General features: G+C 61.1%; 20 protein-coding genes. 15 read left to right on the plus strand and 5 right to left on the minus strand.

Annotated features, from left to right (window positions below; all coding sequences use genetic code 11):
* Window positions 1-148: 148 nt before the first annotated feature.
* Both J7I92_RS21050 and J7I92_RS21055 read left to right on the plus strand, forming a co-directional pair.
* A complete protein-coding gene (locus tag J7I92_RS21050; RefSeq protein WP_214843665.1) occupies window positions 149-526 on the plus strand; it encodes a hypothetical protein in 378 nt (125 codons plus the stop codon).
* Between the two features lie 648 nt (window positions 527-1174).
* Entirely contained in the window at window positions 1175-1321 is a 147-nt protein-coding gene (locus J7I92_RS21055; RefSeq protein ID WP_251040261.1) for a hypothetical protein, read from the plus strand.
* Window positions 1322-1353: 32 nt separating this feature from the next.
* Here J7I92_RS21055 and J7I92_RS21060 read toward each other — a convergent pair whose 3' ends face one another.
* Both J7I92_RS21060 and J7I92_RS21065 read right to left on the minus strand, forming a co-directional pair.
* Window positions 1354-1728 (minus strand): hypothetical protein, encoded by a 375-nt coding sequence (locus J7I92_RS21060; protein WP_214843667.1) that lies wholly within the window; start codon window positions 1726-1728, stop codon window positions 1354-1356.
* Between the two features lie 314 nt (window positions 1729-2042).
* Window positions 2043-3026 (minus strand): alpha/beta fold hydrolase, encoded by a 984-nt coding sequence (locus J7I92_RS21065; protein WP_214843669.1) that lies wholly within the window; start codon window positions 3024-3026, stop codon window positions 2043-2045.
* 320 nt (window positions 3027-3346) lie between these two features.
* Between J7I92_RS21065 and J7I92_RS21070 the strand changes: the two genes are divergently transcribed.
* The 10 genes from J7I92_RS21070 (at window position 3347) to J7I92_RS21115 (ending at window position 14796) form a co-directional block, all read left to right on the plus strand.
* Window positions 3347-4225: a TetR/AcrR family transcriptional regulator gene (locus tag J7I92_RS21070; RefSeq protein WP_214843671.1), complete on the plus strand. Its 879-nt coding sequence runs from the start codon at window positions 3347-3349 to the stop codon at window positions 4223-4225.
* The gene (locus tag J7I92_RS21075) at window positions 4222-5109 is read left to right on the plus strand and encodes a 3-keto-5-aminohexanoate cleavage protein (RefSeq protein WP_214843673.1); all 888 of its coding nucleotides are present in this window, start codon (window positions 4222-4224) and stop codon (window positions 5107-5109) included. Before J7I92_RS21070 ends, J7I92_RS21075 begins: the two co-directional genes overlap by 4 nt.
* Window positions 5110-5112: 3 nt before the next feature.
* The gene (locus tag J7I92_RS21080) at window positions 5113-6084 is read left to right on the plus strand and encodes a 3-hydroxyacyl-CoA dehydrogenase NAD-binding domain-containing protein (RefSeq protein ID WP_214843675.1); all 972 of its coding nucleotides are present in this window, start codon (window positions 5113-5115) and stop codon (window positions 6082-6084) included.
* Complete coding sequence (locus J7I92_RS21085) at window positions 6081-6551, plus strand: thioesterase family protein (RefSeq protein ID WP_214843677.1); 471 nt, start codon at window positions 6081-6083, stop codon at window positions 6549-6551. The genes J7I92_RS21080 and J7I92_RS21085 overlap by 4 nt, the downstream gene beginning before the upstream one ends.
* A gap of 111 nt (window positions 6552-6662) precedes the next feature.
* Complete coding sequence (locus tag J7I92_RS21090) at window positions 6663-8186, plus strand: ABC transporter substrate-binding protein (RefSeq protein ID WP_214843716.1); 1524 nt, start codon at window positions 6663-6665, stop codon at window positions 8184-8186.
* Entirely contained in the window at window positions 8183-9139 is a 957-nt protein-coding gene (locus J7I92_RS21095; protein WP_214843679.1) for an ABC transporter permease, read from the plus strand. Before J7I92_RS21090 ends, J7I92_RS21095 begins: the two co-directional genes overlap by 4 nt.
* On the plus strand, window positions 9136-10026 hold the full coding sequence (locus J7I92_RS21100) for an ABC transporter permease (RefSeq protein ID WP_214843681.1): 891 nt from the start codon (window positions 9136-9138) through the stop codon (window positions 10024-10026). Before J7I92_RS21095 ends, J7I92_RS21100 begins: the two co-directional genes overlap by 4 nt.
* Complete coding sequence (locus J7I92_RS21105) at window positions 10023-11717, plus strand: ABC transporter ATP-binding protein (RefSeq protein ID WP_214843682.1); 1695 nt, start codon at window positions 10023-10025, stop codon at window positions 11715-11717. Before J7I92_RS21100 ends, J7I92_RS21105 begins: the two co-directional genes overlap by 4 nt.
* A gap of 362 nt (window positions 11718-12079) precedes the next feature.
* Window positions 12080-12757 (plus strand): HpcH/HpaI aldolase/citrate lyase family protein, encoded by a 678-nt coding sequence (locus tag J7I92_RS21110; protein ID WP_214843684.1) that lies wholly within the window; start codon window positions 12080-12082, stop codon window positions 12755-12757.
* Entirely contained in the window at window positions 12754-14796 is a 2043-nt protein-coding gene (locus J7I92_RS21115; protein WP_214843686.1) for an acetoacetate--CoA ligase, read from the plus strand. The genes J7I92_RS21110 and J7I92_RS21115 overlap by 4 nt, the downstream gene beginning before the upstream one ends.
* Window positions 14797-15470: 674 nt before the next feature.
* On the opposite strand, the gene J7I92_RS21120 is transcribed toward J7I92_RS21115, so the two are convergent.
* From J7I92_RS21120 to J7I92_RS21130, 3 genes are all read right to left on the minus strand, one after another.
* Window positions 15471-16115: a plasmid pRiA4b ORF-3 family protein gene (locus J7I92_RS21120; RefSeq protein WP_251040262.1), complete on the minus strand. Its 645-nt coding sequence runs from the start codon at window positions 16113-16115 to the stop codon at window positions 15471-15473.
* Window positions 16116-16214: 99 nt separating this feature from the next.
* On the minus strand, window positions 16215-16559 hold the full coding sequence (locus J7I92_RS21125) for a hypothetical protein (RefSeq protein WP_214843688.1): 345 nt from the start codon (window positions 16557-16559) through the stop codon (window positions 16215-16217).
* A 93-nt stretch (window positions 16560-16652) separates the two neighbouring features.
* Window positions 16653-17429 carry an SDR family NAD(P)-dependent oxidoreductase gene (locus J7I92_RS21130; protein WP_214843690.1) on the minus strand — a complete coding sequence of 259 codons (777 nt, stop codon included), beginning with the start codon at window positions 17427-17429 and terminating at the stop codon, window positions 16653-16655.
* Between the two features lie 262 nt (window positions 17430-17691).
* On the opposite strand from J7I92_RS21130, the gene J7I92_RS21135 reads away from it, so the two are divergent.
* The 3 genes from J7I92_RS21135 to J7I92_RS21145 are packed head-to-tail and all read left to right on the plus strand — an operon-like array spanning window position 17692 to window position 20992.
* On the plus strand, window positions 17692-19029 hold the full coding sequence (locus J7I92_RS21135; protein WP_214843692.1) for an MFS transporter: 1338 nt from the start codon (window positions 17692-17694) through the stop codon (window positions 19027-19029).
* A 35-nt stretch (window positions 19030-19064) separates the two neighbouring features.
* A complete protein-coding gene (locus tag J7I92_RS21140) occupies window positions 19065-19976 on the plus strand; it encodes a transketolase (protein ID WP_214843694.1) in 912 nt (303 codons plus the stop codon).
* On the plus strand, window positions 19973-20992 hold the full coding sequence (locus J7I92_RS21145; RefSeq protein ID WP_214843696.1) for a transketolase family protein: 1020 nt from the start codon (window positions 19973-19975) through the stop codon (window positions 20990-20992). Before J7I92_RS21140 ends, J7I92_RS21145 begins: the two co-directional genes overlap by 4 nt.
* The last annotated feature ends 19 nt before the right edge of the window (window positions 20993-21011 follow it).

Consider the following 21011-nt stretch of genomic DNA (forward strand, 5'->3'; position numbering starts at 1 on the left):
TGATCGGAGTAATCATCGGTGCCAAAAGGCCGAAGATTCCCTTCCACCCGCGAACCTCCGAGATGCAGGAGCCACTCCTTAAGAGGTTCCTACGCCAGCGCGGGTACCAGGCTCCACAGCCTGGTACCCGCGGCCTGAATATGTCAACGTGATTCAGGACCACCAAGACGGCTTGATTCAGGGCCACCCTGGTTCCAAGCTGAGCGTGCCCAACGAAGACGCGGTTCTGCACCCCACCGTGCCGCCGGGACAAGTTCCGCGGGAATGGCTTGATGCCCGTGCTGCGATCTCGGCCGAGTTGGGAGGCGACTTCTGTGCCGTGACCGACTCCAAGTCCATCGCAATCCTCTATCCGCACTTCATCGGAATGGCCCTCAGCCTCGGTCTGGCAGACCTTGACGCCGCAGCCTTGAAAGACGCCCGACCACGCCAACTTACCCAGGCAATAGCCGCTTGGATCTACGAGAACACAGATTTCGACGGCATCACGTTCGCCTCCCGTCACGGCGACGACCTGCAGCTGTGAGCCATCTTCGAACGACCAGGCGACGGTTTTGTCAGCCCAAAGCTTCGGAACAGCACGTCCGAGGAACTCCACCACGACAGCGACGAGACCAAGCACGCCTTTGCGATGCTTGGCCTAACCTGGAAGAAGGAATAGGCCACTCCCCTGCCTCGGCCAGCCCAGCTTGACGAAAGGTCCATTATCGGCGTTCTAAACCACGGGAGTAGAAGTAGTTGCGAGAACTCCCGACCTTTGGCGAATTTGGTGTTTTCGCAGGTCATGAACGGTGTGTGCTCCCGGTCGAATCGCGGCGATGCCCCCAGGATTTGCTGCGTACAGCGCTCAAGCTATAGGTTTCCTGCATCTAATGCAATCGGCGATGTGCTCGAGCGAGCGGGGCGCCCGGATGTCGCTTGGTGATTTCTGCGATGCCTTCGCAGCTGCACGGGACGCCGTTGGGCTGCCCAAGGAACTGGGGCTGCACTGCCTCAAATACTCCCATGTGACCACCTGATCGAAAGCCGGCTATGATTTAGCGTCGTTCGTACAGACCCAAGTCGGCCACTCGTACGCCTCGACCACCGGCCTCTACACAGCGGTATCGTGGGACTTCAAACAGAAAACCTGCAGCAAATAATCGCGCGCGCATCACCACCTGGGAGGAACCAGATGCCTGAACAGCGCCGGAGCGGCTACCGCTGGAACCTGCGTGCCCTGGCAAAGCGCAACCTCCGGAAGACCACCGAACTGATGCAGCTTCTAAGATCCCACGGAATCCTCCACACGGCCGCCACATATGTCAGCCCTCGACGCTGAGCTTGCCTTCTTTCTGGCTCCCTTTTGGAGAGTCACGGAAGCGGACGTTCCCTCTCAGCGTCGCCGCTAACGGAACCTGTAAGACCCTCAATAACAGCCAATTGGCCGGTTGTGTCAGGGACGCCAGGGAAGTGAACCGGCGCGGTATCAGCAACGGCAGCTGACGCCTGCTTCGCCGAGCGCATGCGAAGAAGTGCGACTGCGGAAATGAGGAACCAGGCGATATTCGTAGCCACGGACGGCCATGCTTCGTGGAATGCGCCATTGGCGATGAAGGCACAAGCACCGAGGAGATTTGCTGTCTGGAAGCCCTTGCCCGCCTTCAGCCACCCCATGGAGACAGTCAGGTACGCAGTGAGTATCGCAACCGCTCCTGCCCAACCGGTTATTTCCCACAGCAGTTCCATGGTGTCCTTTCAGAGATGGCGCCTTCGCTTCATAGTGCTCGTCCACGAATCTTGTTTAGAGCTGAGTGAGGTTGATGCCTTGGTCAGCAGCCTTGAGTGCGTGGGTATTCCAGTCCGCACGGCCGGGGATTCTTATACAGATCCGTTTCAACCTGAGCACAAGTGCACTTTGGAGGTGTTACTTGGCAATCCGGTGCGATGTGCTCCGGGCCCGTACTGGCCTATTTCCTTGGTATTGAGACGCTGGGCGTTCATAGGCGGTCCTGAAAGTGAATGCTTTCTGGAGTGAGCTGCCGCGGCCCGATGCGGCGGGCCTAAAGGTCCGCATGCCATGCGGCGATGCCGAGATGGCCGCCGGAGTCGAGGAGAGACCTTTCTTTCCGGGCATCAACTAGGTACGTCCTGCCGGAAATGCTGACCAGAACCATGGAGCCGAGGTAAACGACGTCAGTGAGTATCTGGTCCCAATGTCGATACTGAACGTCGTGTCCTTGGCCGGTGTACATGCGTTTCACAACCTCGCGACCCGGTCTATTGGCGTGCAGCGACCTTTGCCACCGCTCGATATGTTTCTCAGGAACGACGGTGTCTTCAGTGCCCCAGTACATGAAGACCGGAGAGTCCACGCTTCCAAGATCCGGCAGAGGCGTCCGTGCGTATAGCTCGAAGGCCTGCCGTAGCCCGTCTGATGCCGCGTCCCTGCCCTGGGCAAAAACCCCGCGAGTGGCCTCTTCAATGGCGGAGTCGACGAACCCGGGGATTTTATGGACAGAGCTGCCGGCCGCGAACGTCCACCATGACACCGGATCAGCAGCCACCTGCGCAGGCTCAAAGTCAATGCCCTTCGCCGTGATGGGCTCAGCGTACGCACATGCTAGGTGCAGCGATCGTACCCGCTCGGGATAGCTTGCCGCGAGGTGTGCAGCGTAGGGGCCCCCACCGGAAATAGCCACGATTGACGCTCGGCCAATGCTCAGATGGTCAAGTAAAGACCAGACATCGTCCGCATACTCCTTGAAGCCAACGGCTGGGTTGAAGGGCGTTTGCCCGAGACCGTTGCGCTCAACCGAGATAATCCGGACGTCTAACTGTTCCCGGAGGGAACGGGCGAATTCCATCAATCTGAAGGCGCGGACACTCGTTCCTGCGCCACCCAGAAAGATCAGAGGCATTCCAGTGGGATGACCTTCGTCGATAAAGTGGACAGTCCGCCCAGAGGTGACCTCGCTGCTCCGCACCACAGGGCCCAGCGGATCGAAGCCAGCCTGTCGGACTTCAATATGAGTGGACGAGTTCATTGGAGTGTCCATCCTCATTCCCTTCGTTCACGAGTTCCATGGAGCGGAGTACCCGACGTAGTAGACGACTGCAGGCAGTTGCCTTCCTGCCAGCCGGTGGATGGCTTATATCGGCAGGGCGCCGAAGATAGGGAAAGACATCAAGAGTGTCAACTACATCCAGCAGAGCTTTCGAACTGTACGGAACAGGCAGCCAAGAATGGTCAAGGCTGGGCTCATCTAAGACCAAAGCGCCTCTCTCTTTGAGCAGCATATCGCAAACCTGACTAAATATCAGTTAAGCCCTTGCCATTATCGCAAGTCCCTTATAGCGTCTAGCCATGCCAACATCCACCTCAGAGCAGGCTCAACTGGCCGAGCGTGCCCGCGTCTCCATCCAAAATTCCGGTCTGGTCCAGCGGGAAGTGGCGCGGCACATTGGCCTTGACGAGACAAAGCTTTCCAAGTCACTTGCGGGCACGCGCCGATTCCGCCCTTCGGAACTGACCGATCTCGCTGACGTCACCGGGGTAACCGTGAACTGGCTGATGTCAGGTTCGGATCAGACGCAAGGTGTTTCCGCGCCTCCACCCTCCAGAATCCTGCCAACCCGGCACCCGGAAAACAGCGATCAAGCTCAAAAGAGGCGAAAGATCATCGAATCGGCCTGGTGGCTTCTGGCGCGCCGCGGGTACTCATCGGTCCGTATCGCGGACATCGCCCATGCCTGCGGCGTGAGTACTGCAAGCGTCCACTACTACTTCTCAACCAAACGAGAGATTTTCGCCGAAGTCCTCCGCTACTCGGTGAAACTGGCCTTTGACCGCCAAATCGCGGAACTCCATGCCATCACGGAGCCCGTAAGCCGACTCAAGCGGCTGATCGAACTCCAGCTGCCCGCCGGGGAACGGGGCCGGGCGGAATGGTCCATCTGGCTACAAACCTGGGCCTACGTGGCGGTGGACGACTGCGGCAAGGAAAACCACGCCCAGGGCTACCGCCGCTGGATCCAGACCGTGGAGGACGCCATCGTCTTCGGCCAGCAGGCCGGAGTGTTCGCTGAGGTGCCAGCCGCCGACCTCGCAATAGAGCTCACCAGCCTCGTAGACGGCCTCGGCATAAAAGTGCTGACCGGAATGCTGACTTCCGATCAGATGCACGACCATATCGAAAGTTTCATCGACCGCAACATCGTTAGAGCACAAGGGAGTACCCAATGAATCGCAAGGTCATCGTCACCTGCGCACTTACCGGCGCCGGCGACACCACCGGCAGGAGCGAACATGTTCCCGTCACACCCGAAGAAATCGCAAAGGACGCTATAGAAGCCGCCCGAGCGGGTGCTTCAGTAGTTCACATTCACGTCCGCGACGTCGAGACCGGGCAGGGTTCGCGGGACGTGGCACTATACCGGGAGGTCGTCCGACTGGTCCGCGACAGTGATGTTGATCCCCTCATCAACCTGACCGCCGGAATGGGTGGCGATCTGTTCTTGGACCCCGGGGAACCAACCAAGCAGTTGCCCGGAACAGATCTGGTGAACGGCCTGGAACGCCTGGCCCACGTCGAGGAGCTGCGGCCGGAGATCTGCACCATTGACTGCGGTTCCTTGAACTTCGGAGAAGGCAGCCAGGTCTACATCAGCACCCCGGACATGTTGCGAGAGGGCGCAGCACGTATCAAGGAACTGGGTGTTAAACCGGAGATGGAAATCTTCGATACGGGGAACCTGTGGTTCGCAAACATCATGGTTGAAGAAGGACTGATCGCTCCTCCGCCCCTGTATCAGCTGTGCATGGGAATCCCCTACGGTGCCCCGGTGAACGCAGGGCTGCTCCAGGCGATGGTGAACATGCTCCCTCAGGGCGCGCAGTGGACATCATTTGCCATTGGTCGGGACCAACTTCCCTGGGTAGCGCAATCCGTACTCCTGGGAGGCCACGTAAGGGTAGGGCTGGAGGATAACCTCTACCTCAGCAAGGGCGTCAAAGCCACCAACGCCCAATTGACGGAGCGCGCCATCCAGATCGTCAAGGACCTCGGCTCTTCGGTAGCCACACCGGATGAAGCCCGCGAAATACTGCAGCTCGAGAAGAAGGCGTGACTCATGTCAACCGTTGATTTCACCCCCCTGACCATGAACGACATCGACACGATCGCTTGCGTGGGCATCGGTACCATCGGCGGCGGGTGGGCAGCCTATTTTCTTGCCCAGGGTTACCGCGTCAAGGCTTGGGATCCCTCCCCCGATGCGGAATCAAAGCTGCGCCGCCTCATTGACGCAGCCTGGCCTGCGCTGACAAGGCTGGGACTCGCACCGCATGCCTCAAAGGATAACTTCACCGTTCACTCCGATCTCGCCGAAGCTGTCGCCGGTGTCGGCTTCGTGCAGGAAAGCGCGCCCGAAATCCTTGAACTCAAGCGGTCTCTGCTGGCCCAGATCGATTCCGTAACCGCACAGGACGTCGTGATTGCCTCCTCCACTTCCGGGTACGGCATGACGGAGATGGCTACCGAGGCCGTCAACCAGGCCCGGCTCGTCGTCGGCCACCCCTTCAACCCGCCCTATCTCATCCCCCTCGTGGAGGTGGTCGGAGGCGAAAATACGTCCACGGAAGCAGTGAAGTGGGCAGCCGCCTGGTATGAACACATCGGGAAATCGGTCATCACCATGGACCGCGAGGTACCCGGTTTCATCGCAAACCGCCTGCAGGAAGCCCTGTGGCGCGAAGCACTGCACATGATTGACAACGGCGAGGCCACCGTGGAGCAACTTGATCTGGCCATCACGGACGGTCCCGGCCTCCGATGGCCAATTCAAGGACCCATGCTCACCTTCCATCTGGCCGGCGGAGAAGGAGGAATGGCGCACATGCTGGACCACTTCGGTCCGTCACTGAAGTCTCCTTGGACCCGCCTGGACGCCCCCGAACTGACACCCGGACTGCGGGACGCCGTCATTGCCGGTTGCGACGAAGAAGTTGCCGGACGGTCATTCCTTGAGCTCGTCGCCGAACGGGATGAAGCAATCATCGCCATCCGGAATGCCATAGCCGCGCTGAAAGCGGCACGAAGGTGACCGACATCGCAACAGGCAGCCTTCCTGCGTATCGGTGCACGGTTCTGCCAGAGTGGATCGACTATAACGGCCACATGTCCGAGGCCTTCTACGTACTGGTCTTTGGTTATGCCACCGACCAGGTCATGGATGAGCTAGGAATGGACAAGCTTTACCGCGAGGAAACACAGAGTTCGCTGTACACGGTGGAAGCTCATGTTAGGTATCTCCTGGAAACCGGGCTCGACGCCGAGCTGACAGTGACATCGCTCATCGTTGCCGCCGGCCCGAAAAAACTGCACCTTGCCCACGAACTGCGCTCCGGCCAGCAGCTCGTCGCAACCGAAGAAATCTTGGCACTCCACGTCAATAAGCACACTGGACGCACCGAAGCATTCCCTCACGCTATCAACGACAACATCACCAGAGTCAGACACACGAGCGGACATCAGACGCCGCAGTGGGTCGGACGGAAAGTGACTGCATAGGCGTTTTACGCCTTCAAGGAAGAAGGATTAGTGAAACCAGCATCATCACCATACGGGCTGCCCGGGGGAACAGCCATACATTTGAGCCGGCGCCTCTTGCTCGGCACGGGTATGGCCGTGGGACTCGGCGGTCTTCTGACCGCATGCCGGGATGGCCAACCCAGTGCCGTGGCGAGTGTGTCAGGGCCGCAGCAAGCAGGAGGACGGCTGCGCGTGGGATTGTCAGGAGGTGGCGCGGCAGACAGTCTGGACGCACATTCACCCGTCAGCACCACTGACATCGCCCGTGTGCTGAACCTCTACGAGGGGTTACTCTACCGGGACGAAAATTACGAGCTCCACCCACTTCTCGCCACACGTGCCACTGCCTCACCCGATGCCCGAATTTGGACGGTTGATCTCCGCACTGACGTGACGTTCCATGACGGCCGGCCCATGACCGGCCGCGACGTAGCCGCAACTTTTAGGCGCATCACCGATCCTAAGGATCCGAAGACCGGAGCCTCGTCATTGGCGATTCTTGATCAAGTGGTGGTCCTGAATGATTTCAAGGTCGAGTTCCGACTTAACACTCCCACAGCCACCTTCGATGATTCCCTGGGCCAGTACTCCCTGGGCATTGTTCCCGAAGACTACGATCCAGCCAACCCGATCGGTACCGGGCCGTTCATATACCGCTCCTTTTCTCCCGGGCGGAGCAGCCTCTTTGCACGTAACGAACAATACTGGCGCGGCGGCAATGAGCCGTATCTGGACGAACTGGAAATCCTTAATTTCAACGACAATGACGCACTCATCAATGCGCTGCTTTCCACTCAGGTAGATGCTATCGGCCAAATTCCTTTGGCGCTGCTGGAAGTCATCGACGCGGACCCACGCATCGGCATTTTGAACTCTGAAACAGGGATGTGGATGCCGTTCAGCATGCGCGTGGACAAGCCGCCCTTCAATGACAAGCGTGTGCGCCAGGCCTTCCGGCTGGCAGTGGACAGGGAACAGATGATTGAACAGGTTCTAAGCGGAAACGGGCGCGTCGGGAACGATCTTTATTCTCCCTTTGACCCCGGTTACGCATCCCACCTGCCGCAGCGAGTCCAGGACATCAGCAAGGCCAAGGAGCTGTTGGCCGAAGCCGGATATCCGAACGGGCTCAGTGTTGAACTAGTCACCGCCCCCATCCAGGCCGGGGCAGTGGAGGCGGCCCAGGTGTTCGCCGAACAAGCCGCGGCAGCCGGCATTAAAGTCAACCTGCGCCGAGTCGATACCACGACATTTTTTGGAGACGGTTATCTGCAGTGGGACTTCGCCCAATCCTTCTGGTACACCCGGAATTTCCTGCCGCAGGTCAACAACAGCTCGTTGCCCACATCCCCGTTCAATGAGACCCACTGGGACCACCCCGAATTCGCTCAGCTGGTGGCCATGGCCACCGCATCTGTCGACCCGGAAAAACGTAACAGGCTGATCTCACAGGCACAGGAGATCGAATACGACGAAGGCGGGTACATTATCTGGGGCCATCCGAACCAGGCAGATGCGTACCAGCAATACGTGGCCGGGCTTGTGCCCAGCCGCACAGGTCTTGCGCTTTCAGGCTTCGAGTTCCGCCGCGTTTGGTTGGGAAAAGTCCTATGACACACCTAATTCTCCGCAGGTTGGCGACCAGCGTACTGATCCTGCTGGCGGTCTCTCTCCTCGTCTTCGTCGCAACGCTCCTGCTGCCCGGGGACCCTGCCCAAGCAATCCTCGGGCAGCAGGCGACACCTGAGCGGCTGGCCGCGCTTCGGGAACAAATGAACCTCAATGATCCGATCTGGCAGCGCTACTTGTCCTGGCTCGGCGATCTGACCGTGGGAGACTTCGGCGTTTCCGCGGCGTCTGGTGGTCCCGTGATCGCGCTTCTCGGCGAACGCATCGGCGCATCCCTGGTGCTGCTGGTAGCCGCGGCATCGATCAGTATTCCCGTGGGCCTTCTGGTGGGAACCTACAGTGCCCTGCACCGTGGACGGACGGGTGACCACATCACTACCGGCGCCAGTCTGGTGCTGGCTGCCCTTCCCGAGTTTGTGATTGGTATCTGGCTCATCACGGTCTTCTCAACGACAATTTTTCCCATCCTGCCGTCAGTGACCATGGCCCCACCAGGGGAGGCAGTTTGGAATTATCCATCCCAGCTGGTCCTTCCGGCGTTGACCCTGGTGCTCGTGGTCACGCCCTACATCACGCGGATGATGAGGGCGACGATGCTGGAGGTCCTGGACTCGGGCTATGTGGAGATGGCACGGCTTAAAGGTGTACCCGAACGACAGGTCATAGTGCGCCACGCCCTGCCGCACGCACTCTCCCCCGTCGCCCAGGTGATTGCCATCCAGCTGGCCTGGATGGCTGGCGGGGTCGTCGTCGTTGAATTCCTCTTCCGTTATCCCGGAATCGGCCAGGCCCTCGTGGATGCTGTCGCTAATCGGGATGTCCAGGTAGCTCAAGCTCTATCGATCCTGATCGCAGCCGTATACATCGTGGTCAATCTCCTTGCCGACATGGTGGGCATACTGACCAATCCCAAACTACGCACGGGAGGCTCTCGATGAGCGTCATTGATTCACCTCAGCTTGTCGAGCGGGAAGTGGAGGCGCCGCCGGGGCTGCTCCGCCGCCTCATCCGCCAACGCCAGGCGAAAATCGGCGTCGCCCTCACCGCGGCCGTGGTTTTGATCGCACTGTTCGGTCCGTTGGTTCTTCCCTGGGGGGCAACCGGATACACCAGCACCGAATTCGCGGGTAGGCCGTTCAAACCGGAGGGCCTGTTTGGCACAGACAATCTGGGACGCGATGTACTCACCCGCTTCCTCGATGGCGGGCTGCGCCTGCTGATGTTTGCCGCTCTTGCCACCCTATTGGGCATGATCATCGGAGGACTTTCCGGTATGGCCGCGGCCTATCGAGGCGGCATAGTGGACAGCGCCATCATGCGCAGCAACGACGTTCTTCTCGCTCTTCCTCAGTTGGTTTTCGCCCTTCTCGCCATCACCGTTTTGGGACCGCAGAGCTGGGTGCTCGTAACCGTTATAGCCATCACCCATGCCCCGCGGATCGCCCGTGTTACCCGTTCTGCCACCGTTGCCGTCGTTACCGAGGATTTCATCCGCGCTTCCGAAATGTATGCCGTTCCAAAATGGAAGATCCTCGTCCAGGACGTGTTGCCCAACATCACCGGCCCCCTCATGGTGGAGCTGGGGCTGCGCATGACCTATTCAATCGGTGCCCTGGCATCCCTGTCCTTTCTCGGCCTTGGCATGCAGCCACCGACCGCCGACTGGGGCCTGATGATCAATGAGAACCGGATCGCCCTGGCGATCCAACCGTGGGGCGTCATCCTGCCTGTGCTGGCGATTGCAGTCCTGACCGTCGGCACCAATTTGATTACCGATTCATTGGCACGGGCGTCGGCCAACCTAAACGTGGGAGAAAGCAAATGAGCACTTCGGTCGTGGAACCCCCGACAACAACCAAACCGGTTCTGAGTGCACGCGACCTGCGGATCGCCACCACCTCCGGTTACGAAATCCTGCATGGCGTGTCCTTTACCCTTCAGCCCGGCAAGATCCTGGCACTGGTGGGTGAATCCGGCTCAGGCAAGACAACCGCCGGGTTGGCTTGTCTGGGACATTTTCGACGGGGCCTGAAGCACACCGGTGGTGAAATTCACCTGGCCGGAACCGGTGACTACGGCAACATCCTGGATTTGCCGGAAGCGGAGCGGCGCAAACTCCGAGGTGGCTCAATCTCCTACGTGCCACAGGACCCGGCACTGTCCCTAAACCCTGCCATGACGATTGGCCGGCAGATCCAAGAGGTCCTGCAGGTCCATCACTATGGCGATTCTGAGGAAGACCGCCGTGCCCGTGCTAAGGAAGTGCTGGCCGAAGTCGGCCTGGAAAACTCTGAGACGTACCAGCGCCGATATCCTCACCAGCTTTCCGGCGGGCAGCAACAGCGGGTCGGCATCGCTATGGCCTTTGCCTGCCGGCCAGCCGTCTTGGTGCTCGACGAACCAACCACTGGCCTGGATGTCACGACGCAAGCCCTGGTGCTGCAAACCATCGCCGAGCTAGCCGAACGGCATGGCGTCGCGGGGCTCTACATCACGCATGACCTAGCCGTGGTAGCTAAAGTCGCCGACGAAGTCGTCGTTATGCTCTCGGGCGAGGTTGTTGAGAAGGGTTCTACCGCCCAGGTGCTTTACCAGCCTCGGCACGAATACACGCAGAAACTGCTCAGCGCCGTGCCTGATCTCGCCGGACGGCGACAGGTGGGCCGCGTCGCCGTCATCACGGAGGAACATCCCGCTATCAACCTGGCATCCGGACACGTGACTGCCGTCCAAGCCCTCCAGATTCCGCCCTCAAGCGAAGATCGCTCCAACCTGCTAGAGGTTGCGGGACTGAAACTGTCATACGGGAGCAACAAGGTGCTGGGCGGAATCGATTTCTCGTTGGCGAGAGGCGAGTCCATGATGCTCCTTGGCGAGTCCGGTTCGGGCAAAACCACTCTTTCCCGCTGTATTGCCGGACTCAACGACGACTACACGGGCATCGTGCGCCTCAACGGACACGCGCTGTCCCCCGGGACCCGAGCGCGGACGGCAGAGCAACGCCAACAGGTTCAATATGTGTTTCAGAGCCCGTTCTCGTCATTGAACCCCCGCCGCACTGTCTGCGAATCCGTCGAGGTCCCCCTGCAGATGTCGGGGACGTTGAGCCGGAAGCAGAGGCGGGTACGGGTCCTCGAAGCACTCGACCAGGTCCGGTTGGGCGAAAGCTACCTGGACCGCCGTCCAGGAGACCTAAGCGGCGGTCAGCGCCAGCGGGTGGCAATTGCCCGAGCACTCGTCAACGCACCCGCGCTGCTGGTTTGCGATGAAGTGACTTCCGCCCTTGATGTATCGGTCCAAGCATCCATCATCGACCTGCTCCGCACACTCCAAGCCGAAACCGGTATGTCCATGCTGTTCGTGACGCACAACATCTGCTTGGCCCGCCACATTTCCCAACGGATAGCGGTTCTGCAACATGGACGGATTGTCGACTTCGGCAGTACGGACGAAGTGCTGAAACATCCTCAGCACGAGTACACGAGGGAACTGCTCGCCAACGTTCCCACAATCTAGGACAGGTCCCGCCTTCCCGGGCTCAGAACCAAACCCGCCCCCAAGGGGGCAAGCTCTCCCGGGAAGGCGTCGTCCAGCACGCGCCAGCCCACAACGCTGGACGGCCCAGCAAGAACTAACACGACACCCATGAGGGACTATCAGAGACCCGATCGCCGACCAATGTTCCACATCGGAACCGAGCGCGTGCCGCAGTCGCCGATCTCCCTCAAAGGCGCTCGAGGTTGGCACAAATGGCCACCCTGACTTCGGTTGGGCTCCTGCTTATCAATAAACGCCGCCTTCTTACCCGCGCAAGCTGGGCTGAGTACAACCAGCGACATGACCTACCAGCACCTGATTGCAAAGGACTACCCCGCCCGATGAAGACCACACAACGAAGCCGGTTCCGGGAAGTACTCAAACGCGGCGGACATCCCCTCGGGACATGGATCGAAGTTCCCAATATCGACAGCTTTCATCCTGGCGGCACTGCCGGACCCGATTTCGTTGTCGTCGATTTCGAGCACGCCCCCCGGGACACACGAACAGTGTTGGCAATGATTGACATCGCTAGGATCTCAGGTCTGTCACCGATCGTCCGTATCCCTGCTGCCGAAACTGCGCTGATTCAACACATGCTCCACAGCGGAGCGGATGGCATCATGTTTCCGCACATCAACTCCCCTGCCGATGCCAGCTTTGCCGTCCGTGCTCTGCGGGTTCCGGTCCGCGACCCACGAGGAACCCGAAGCACCAGCGGCGCAAGGCAGCGGGGTGCTCCGGGCAGAAATGAATATGGGCAGCGCGGCCTGGAACAAGTAGCCTGTATCGTTCAGATCCAGAGCGCTGAAGCTGCACTTGCAGCCGGCGACATCGCTTCGGTCGAGGGCGTCGACGCCGTACTTGTTGGTGCTGCAGACGTGGCCGAAGGGGAAGGGAGACAGGTAACAGACCCTCACATTATCGAACTCATCACCAAGGCGGTTGCCGCTGTGAAGCTTGCCGGTGTGCCCGTCGGTACCACCGGCGTGGCGAAACATTCGGGCAGGCGACCATGAATATGGGCTCGGACTTCACGGTGCTCGGCAGAAACGCTCCCCTGCCCAGTACCGCAGCTGCTGATACCCCGCAGGGGTCATTACCGACATGGCAACCGTCCCGTGGGCGTCAACAGGAGGCCAACGTAGAAGTCTTCCGTCGGTGGCTGGCCATTACCAGGGGCGAGAAGTTCGATGACTACGCCGATCTGCAGCGTTGGTCGACCACCGAAATCGCTAGCTTCTGGGCAGCGCTTTGGTCCTTCTTCGATGTGGCTGCATATTCTCGGCCTAACTGTGTCCTCGTTGAGGAGACGATGCCGGGAGCCGAGTGGTTCCCCGGCGCGACTCTCAACTATGTGGATCAGGTTTTCCGGGACCGACTTGCGGACGGGACCGCTGTCATCGAAGAGTGCGAACCAGGCGGTCCCGGTCGGCGCACACTGTCCTGGGAGCAGCTGGAAAGAAAGGTTGCTGCCGTCGCCTCTACATTGCGTGGCAACGGCGTCCAGGCAGGAGACCGGGTCGTCGGGTACCTGCCCAACACCATCGAAACGGTGATTTCATTCTTGGCAACCGCGAGCCTGGGTGCACTCTGGGCATCTTGCGGGCAGGAGTATCTGGCAGCCGCGGCTGTTGACCGTCTCGGCCAGCTTGACCCCAAAGTGCTTATCGCTGCGGATGGATACCGCTACGCGGGCAAATCCCACGACCGCCGAGACGCGATCGGGTACATCCGAACCAACATCACCTCTTTACAGGCCACTATCATCGTTCCGCGGCTGGAGCTGCCCATGGAGGACTCTGGCCTCATCGAATGGTCCCAGGCCAGCGCGGGAAACGCGCCGTTGCAGACCGTGCCTCTGCCTTTCGACCATCCGTTGTGGGTGCTTTTCTCATCCGGCACGACCGGTCGACCCAAGGGCATTGTCCACTCACATGGCGGCGTCTTGCTCGAGCACCTCAAGTCCATGTCTTTCCATCTCGACCTTGCTCCCGGTGACGTGTACTTCTGGTACACCTCACCCAGCTGGATGATGTGGAACTTCCAAGTCGCCGGCCTGTTGGTCGGCGCCACGATCATCTGTTACGACGGAAGTCCCACCCACCCGGCCGACGCCATCTGGGGACTCTCGGAACGAAACAGGGTCACCTTTCTCGGGACCAGCCCGGGATACCTGCAGGCCTGCGAAAAGGACGATCTCTCTCCTGCCCTCACATATGACCTCACCTCCTTGAGAACATTAGGGGTCACCGGCTCCGTCCTGCCTGCACGTTCCAATGCCTGGGTAGCCAACCGTGTCGGAGCCGACGTCCAAGTCGCATCCATGACCGGAGGAACAGACGTCGTCAGCGCCGTCGCCACAGCCGTCCCGACAGTCCCGGTCCATGCCGGGCAAATCTCAGCCCTCGCATTAGGAGCGGCCCTCGAATCCTGGGACAAGGACGGCCGACCTCTCATCGACGAGGTCGGCGAGCTGGTCCTGACCAAACCCATGCCCTCCATGCCGGTCCGTTTTTGGGACGACCCCAGCGGCGAGCGGTATCGTTGCACCTACTTCGACGGCTACCCACGCGTATGGCAGCACGGTGACTGGGTTACCATCAGCGGACATGGCACCGTCACCGTCCACGGCCGCTCCGACGCCACGCTTAACCGCCATGGGGTCCGGATGGGCAGCGCCGACATTTACCAAGCTGTGGAGAAGCTGCCGCAGATACGCGAAGCGCTGGTCATTGGAGTTGAATATGCCGACGGAACCTACTGGATGCCGCTGTTCGTCGCTCTCACCGAGGACACCATTCTGAATGACGACCTGATTTGCGCGATCCAAGACATAATCCGCAAGGAAGCATCACCCCGGCACATACCCGACGAGATCATCGCGACACCGGCAATCCCGCACACTCGCACCGGCAAGAAACTGGAGATTCCCATCAAGAAAATATTCCAAGGCGTTGACATCAACACGATCTTTGACCCACAATCCACAGATGATGCCAGCGTGCTGCAGTGGTACATCGATCTTGCTGCCCGGCGCGCTGGTCGACCAGAATGAGCACTTCCGAGTGGAGCTGGCGGGACAATCAGCACAACCGGGCATAATCCCCTCCCAACACACGGGCAACCAGCGTGATCATCAGCTTTTTCTGTGACCGGCAGGTCGTCAACCATGTACGGGTCTTCCTGTAAGGCGCCACGATTGTGCTGTGAAACTCGGCCGGGCATCCATGTCGCACTTCTGGCGAGACTCTTCCCGCGGATGCGGATCTGTAAGTTTCGGAAGTCCGCTGCACAAAATGTCGGAAGTCGGATGCACTCTTCAAGGTAACAAGCGAGTGGTCACCCAGCCTCCATACTCCCCGGGGCATCTTGCGGGAAAGTGTGGACTCTGACATTGCATCAGTGCTCGGTGGCACTCGGGGAGCCCTGGGGCATCATCGTCATGCTGGTCCGATAGCTAATCTATTGCCCGGCCCTCCCGCTGCGTCATCAGAGATACGCCTATGGCAAGGCGGCGGCTGCAAACCTCCATCTACTACTTTGCTCGTTCCCTGCACCCGTACGTTTGGACTACACCCCAACCTGACAGTATGCGGCACCGCTGGTAGCCGGGAGCCGCAACTTTACGGAACCTCCATTATCGGCACTTGGTTTAGGCCGGGGAGAGGCCCCAAACGGGGCTGTGTGCGGCCTCGTCTCTCGCGCCTATTTTTCCAGAAACCTTGGGGCTTAGGTCTGGTCGGCCAGCGCCTCGTTCACTCTAGGGATGTCCAGGAAGGCAGGGTCGAACGGCTCGTGTGATCCGGTTATTTCGGCCACCCACGTGGAGTGTTTGGCGTGGTCCGGATGTGACGGGTCGGCCAGGGCATGCATGATCTCTTCGTACCCGGGAAATCCTCCTGAATCCTCCAGCGGGCCGCGGCGTGCACCGTCGATCAGCCGGGCCGGCGGAGTGCCTTCGTTCGCGGGACGCCGGGAAACCAGCTCGAGCCGGTGCAGCCAGCTGTCACCGAAGTCGTACTCATAAAACGCTGCGCCGGAACCCAGCGCCAGCAGTTGGTCCAGGGAGAAGTCCTCCTCAGGCGTGTCCTCCGGTTCTTCGCACTCCTGCCCGGGAAGCCACTGCAGGGCTTCGGGAACCTCTCCGTCGACCGGCCGCAGTGGCGCGAAGGGGTCATCTGCTGTGAACCTGTGCAGGTGCGCGTCCTCCCAGCCAAAGGCAGTTTGCAGGACCTGGTGGACTTGATCCAGAGTCAGGGAGCCGAGGACCTCCAGCTGACGCCAGATTTCAGGCTCGCTGTCGACCAGCTCCACGCGAACAGCCAGGACCGATTCCGGTCGACCGTCGACCCCGGCCTCAACAAGTTTGTCCATGCAGGCCATTCTGACAAACTCCACTGCGGGACTCGGAAGATCCGCCTCTTCTCCCAGATTCCCGGGTACAAGAACAGGTCCGACCCGGGGCGCGCAAATTCAGAATTTCTTAGCCGTTGTTCCGAAGATCTGTTGCGTTGTCATCCGGTAGCTGAGCTCTCCGCAGAGTTGCTGTGGTGTCACCCACACCTGGTGGCCTTGGCACACTTCAAATATTTGGCGCGGGTTATCGCTATCGGCAGCGAGCCACAGAGCGGAGGAGTCGGGCATGACGTCTTCGACGAGGCCTGTTCTGATTGTTTGGCCGTCGAGGCGGATTTCGACCAATGTGTTGATCAGGAGGTTCCATTCAACGTGTTTTCGGGGAGTTGCTCGGTTAGGTGGCATGTGTTCTCCGCAATCGGGTAAATCAGTGGCAGTCGTCGCCTGCTTGACGGCTGCCACTGTTCGGGGGGTGGCGGGACTACGACCACTTCGAGAGCCCTTTTTAGTGGCCCTTTACGCCGCCGCCGGGCACCGACTGCGCGCACGCGGCTGTTAGTGGATGTGGCTTCCGCCGTTGATGTCGATGGTGGTACCGGTGAGGTACGCGGAGTCCTCGGAGGACAGGAACGTGATGACGGCGGCGACTTCCTCCGTGGTGGCGTTCCGGCCCAGCGGGATGCCGGCGTTGATGGCGGCTTCCTGCTCCTCGGTGCTGCCTACGCGGATGTTGGTGTCCACGGCGCCCGGGGTGATGGCGTTGACGGTGACGCCGGTGGTGCCGAGTTCGCGGGCCAGGGCCTTGGTGAAGCCGAGGATGGCTGCCTTGGCCGCGGAGTAGGGGACCTTGCCGAAGACCCCGCCGCCGCGCTGGGCGGATACTGAGGACATGTTGACGATGCGGCCCCAGCCGTTGGCGATCATGTCCGGCAGGAACGCCTTGGACACCAAGTAGGTGCCGGTGGCGTTGACGTCCATCACCTTGTGCCACAGCTCAAGGGTGGTCTCCAAAAACGGAAGCGGGGAGGTGATGCCGGCGATGTTGGCCAGGGCACCCACGGGCGGCAGGTTGCCCGCGGCAACCTCGACGGCGACGGCGGCCTGGGCGGCAATGACGGAGGTCTCGTTGGCGACGTCAATCTCGTGGCCGAACGCGGGGACATTGAATTCGTTGCCGATTTCGGCGGCGACCTTGGCGGACTTCTCGCCGTCGAGGTCCAGGATCACCACGCCCCATCCCTGCTTGGCGTAGCGCCGGGCCGTGGTGATACCGATACCGCGCTCGGAGGTGGCCCCGGTGAGGACGGCGGTGCGCTGAATGATATTGCTCATGATGCTCCTTGGAAACCTAGGGTATGCATTGCTGCGGTGCGGTTCAGGGCAATGAGCCGGTACGGGGTTGAGTATCGGCGTTGATCCTCTGAATCTGCAGGGGTGATGTGTATCACTGTAGAGCGAGTCTTGTTAACAGTCAACTCCAAACATTGACTGTTGACATTGCTAATGACCTGCGTCACTATTGTCGTATCAGGTGTTAACAGTCGACAGCGCTGGAGCTTCGTGCTTCGTCGCTCATCGAAAGGGACAAAACTCAATGAGCAATGAAGCTCTGAAAATGCGCGGCCATGTACACGGCACCAAGGACGCGAAGCGCGTGGCCATCGGCTCCGGTGTTGGCGCCGTTATCGAGACGTATGACTTCATCGGCTTCGGCACCGCCGCGGCCCTGTACTTCGGTACAGCCTTCTTCCCCACCGGCGACCCCGTCACCGGAACGCTGGCAGCCTTCGCCACCCTCGGCGTCGGATTCGCTGCCCGGCCCATCGGCGGCATCATCGGCGGGCACCTCGGGGATAAGGTGGGCCGCAAGCCCGTCCTGGTGGCATCCCTGATCCTGATGGGCGTGGCAACGTTCCTCATCGGGCTCCTGCCCACCTACGAACAGGTTGGCCTGCTGGCTCCCGCACTGCTGGTCTTCGTCCGCGTCGTCCAGGGCCTGGCCTTCGGCGCTGAATGGGGCGGGGCCATCCTGATGAGCTACGAGCACGCGCCCTGGAAGTCCAAGGGCAAGTACACCGGTATCGTGCAGGCCGGCTTCCCCGTTGGCCTGCTCCTGGCAAACCTCGTCTTCCTCGTCAGCGTGAACCTGGGCGGCGAACTTGCCTGGCGCGTCCCGTTCCTGGCCAGCATCGTGCTCGTCGCCGTCGGCCTGATCATCCGCGCCAAGGTCCCCGAGTCCCCGGTCTTCGACGAGGTCAAGGAAAGCGGTGCCATCGTCAAGTCCCCCATTGTCGAGGTCATCAAGACCGACTGGCGCAACATCGTCAAGGGCATCGGCCTGCGCATCGCCGAGACCGCCGGCTACGCGGTGTCCATCACCTACATGATTTCCTACCTCCACACCCAGCACCTCGCTGACAAAACCCAGACCCTCGTTGCCCTCTGCATCGCCTCGGCCATCGGTATCTTCGCCACCCAGGCCTGGGCCCGCCTCACGGACCGCATCGGCCGCCGGCCCCTGTACATCTGGTCCTGCGCCTTCGCCGTGCTGTTCGCCGTGCCGATGTTCCTGCTGGTCAACACCGGCCTGTTCATCGCCGTCATCGCCACCGTCGCCATCTCCTACGCCGTCTGCCAGAACTCCCTCGCCGGCGCCCAGGGTGCCTGGTTCCCCGAGCTCTTCCAGGCCAAGACCCGCTCCTCCGGAGCCTCGCTGGCCTACCAGATCTCCGCCATGGTCTCCGGCTTCACCCCCTTCATCACCACCCTGCTGTTCGTGAGCTTCGGCTGGATGGGACCGGCACTGCTCTTCGGTACCTACGCCGCTATCGGACTCTGGGCCGCCCTCGTCACCCGGGAAACCTGGGGCAAGCGCGAACGCGAACTGGCAGATGAGGCCACCAAAAGCACACCCAACACGGTGAACGTCTAATGACCGCCACACACGAAACGAACACGGAGCCAGTAATGCCAGTAAGTAACGTCCAGGACCGTGCAACGCAGACCGGGGTGAGCTCCGCCGACGTTCCGCAGGACCGCATCGAAAGGACCAGCGCCGCCGCCTACCGGATCCGGCACCACGCCCTGAACATGGGCGAAGTCCAGGGCCAGGGCTACGTCGGCCAGGCCCTTGGTGCAGCTGACATGCTGGCTACCGTCTACGGCGACCAGCTCCGGTTCCGGGCCGAGGATCCGCACTGGGAAGCACGGGACCGGTTCCTGCTCTCCACCGGGCACTACGCGATCGGCCACTACGCAGCCCTCGCCGAGGCCGGGATCATCCCGGTCGAGGAACTGGAAACCTACGGTTCGGACGACTCCCGGCTCCCGATGTCCGGGATGTCCACCTACACCCCTGGCATGGAAATCTCCGGAGGATCTCTCGGGCACGGCCTGAGCATCGCCGTCGGCATGGCCCTGGGCCTGCGCTACCAGGGCTCAGGCGCCCGTGTCTATAACTTCCTCTCCGATGGCGAACTGGACGAAGGCTCCACGTGGGAAGCGGCCATGGGCGCCCACCACCACCAGCTGGGCAACCTCACCGCCATGGTGGACATCAACGCCCTGCAGGCCGACGGCAAGACGGACACGGTGCTCCGCACCGAGCCGGTCACCGAAAAATGGGCATCCTTTGGCTGGTATACCCAGCGCGTGGACGGGAACGACGTCGGCGCGCTGCTGGCAGCGTTCGACAACGCAGCCGCCCAGGTCGCCGCCGTCGGACGTCCTTCCGTGATCCTGTGCGACACGAAGGTGGGCCGGGGCGTTCCGCTGCTCGAGGAACGCGAAAAGGCGCACTTCATGCGCATCGAAGAACACGAATGGCAGACCTGCCGCGAGCAGCTCACCGCAGGATACGAAGGAAAGGCTTCAGCATGAGCGCCACCACCGAGGCTCCCGACACCACAACAGCCGCAAAGCCGAAGCTGAAGACCTCGGCCATGATCGCCTCGTTCGCCGATCCGGACCAGAAGACTGCGTCCGCGCCGTTCGGGCACGCACTGGTCAAGGCCGCACAGGAGAACGACAAGATCGTCGGCCTCACCGCGGACCTGGGCAAGTACACCGACATGCACATCTTCGCCAAGGCCTTCCCCGAGCGGTTCTTCCAGATGGGCATGGCCGAGCAGCTGCTCTTCGGCGCCGCGGCCGGCCTGGCCGAGACCGGACTGGTGCCGTTCGCGTCCACCTACTCGGTGTTCGCGGCCCGCCGCGCTTACGATTTCCTCTGCCTAGACGCCGCCGAGCCCAACTTGAACGTGAACATCGTTGGCGGCCTGCCCGGCCTGACCACCGGGTACGGCCCCAGCCACCAGGCCACCGAGGACATGGCGATCTTCCGCGGCATGCCCAACCTGACCATCGTGGACCCCTGCGACTCGATCGACATCGAACAGGCAGTCCCCCAGCTTGCAGCTTCCGAGGGACCCACCTACCTGCGCCTGCTCCGCGGCAACGTCCCCACAGTCCTTGACGAGTACGACTACACGTTCGAGCTCGGCAAGGCCAAGGTGCTGCGCGGCGGCAACGACGTCGTATTCATCTCCTCGGGCCTGATGACCATCCGCGCCCTCCAGGCAGCCAATGCCCTGGCGGCGCACAACGTGGATGTTGCCGTCGTCCACACGCCCACCATCAAACCGTTCGACGCCGCCACCGTCCTCGCCGAGATCAACACCGACCGGCTCGCCGTCACGCTGGAGAACCACAGCGTGGTGGGCGGCCTGTTCGAAACAGTCGCCTCCGCCGTGGTCACCGCCGGCCTCGGCAAGCGCGTGGTCCCGGTGGCGCTCCCCGACCAGTTCCTGGACGCCGGCGCGCTGCCCACCCTCCACGACCGCTACGGCCTGGCCGTGGACCGCATCGTCGCGAAGGTGCTCGCCGAACTCGGCTAGACAGCCTGTCCTGGACAGA

It is taken from the genome of Arthrobacter sp. ISL-72 (assembly GCF_018613755.1).
Taxonomy (GTDB): Bacteria; Actinomycetota; Actinomycetes; order Actinomycetales; family Micrococcaceae; genus Arthrobacter.

What these genes read in the sequence shown, in the direction of transcription:
- J7I92_RS21145 (WP_214843696.1), top strand. Translation starts at nt 19,973, where the DNA reads ATGAGCGCCACCACCGAGGCTCCCGACACCACAACAGCCGCAAAGCCG.
- J7I92_RS21065 (WP_214843669.1), bottom strand. Translation starts at nt 3,026, where the DNA reads ATGAACTCGTCCACTCATATTGAAGTCCGACAGGCTGGCTTCGATCCG.
- J7I92_RS21110 (WP_214843684.1), top strand. Translation starts at nt 12,080, where the DNA reads ATGAAGACCACACAACGAAGCCGGTTCCGGGAAGTACTCAAACGCGGC.
- J7I92_RS21120 (WP_251040262.1), bottom strand. Translation starts at nt 16,115, where the DNA reads ATGGACAAACTTGTTGAGGCCGGGGTCGACGGTCGACCGGAATCGGTC.
- J7I92_RS21115 (WP_214843686.1), top strand. Translation starts at nt 12,754, where the DNA reads ATGAATATGGGCTCGGACTTCACGGTGCTCGGCAGAAACGCTCCCCTG.
- J7I92_RS21090 (WP_214843716.1), top strand. Translation starts at nt 6,663, where the DNA reads ATGGCCGTGGGACTCGGCGGTCTTCTGACCGCATGCCGGGATGGCCAA.
- J7I92_RS21095 (WP_214843679.1), top strand. Translation starts at nt 8,183, where the DNA reads ATGACACACCTAATTCTCCGCAGGTTGGCGACCAGCGTACTGATCCTG.
- J7I92_RS21140 (WP_214843694.1), top strand. Translation starts at nt 19,065, where the DNA reads ATGCCAGTAAGTAACGTCCAGGACCGTGCAACGCAGACCGGGGTGAGC.
- J7I92_RS21055 (WP_251040261.1), top strand. Translation starts at nt 1,175, where the DNA reads ATGCCTGAACAGCGCCGGAGCGGCTACCGCTGGAACCTGCGTGCCCTG.
- J7I92_RS21105 (WP_214843682.1), top strand. Translation starts at nt 10,023, where the DNA reads ATGAGCACTTCGGTCGTGGAACCCCCGACAACAACCAAACCGGTTCTG.
- J7I92_RS21080 (WP_214843675.1), top strand. Translation starts at nt 5,113, where the DNA reads ATGTCAACCGTTGATTTCACCCCCCTGACCATGAACGACATCGACACG.
- J7I92_RS21100 (WP_214843681.1), top strand. Translation starts at nt 9,136, where the DNA reads ATGAGCGTCATTGATTCACCTCAGCTTGTCGAGCGGGAAGTGGAGGCG.
- J7I92_RS21135 (WP_214843692.1), top strand. Translation starts at nt 17,692, where the DNA reads ATGAGCAATGAAGCTCTGAAAATGCGCGGCCATGTACACGGCACCAAG.
- J7I92_RS21060 (WP_214843667.1), bottom strand. Translation starts at nt 1,728, where the DNA reads ATGGAACTGCTGTGGGAAATAACCGGTTGGGCAGGAGCGGTTGCGATA.
- J7I92_RS21070 (WP_214843671.1), top strand. Translation starts at nt 3,347, where the DNA reads ATGCCAACATCCACCTCAGAGCAGGCTCAACTGGCCGAGCGTGCCCGC.
- J7I92_RS21075 (WP_214843673.1), top strand. Translation starts at nt 4,222, where the DNA reads ATGAATCGCAAGGTCATCGTCACCTGCGCACTTACCGGCGCCGGCGAC.
- J7I92_RS21130 (WP_214843690.1), bottom strand. Translation starts at nt 17,429, where the DNA reads ATGAGCAATATCATTCAGCGCACCGCCGTCCTCACCGGGGCCACCTCC.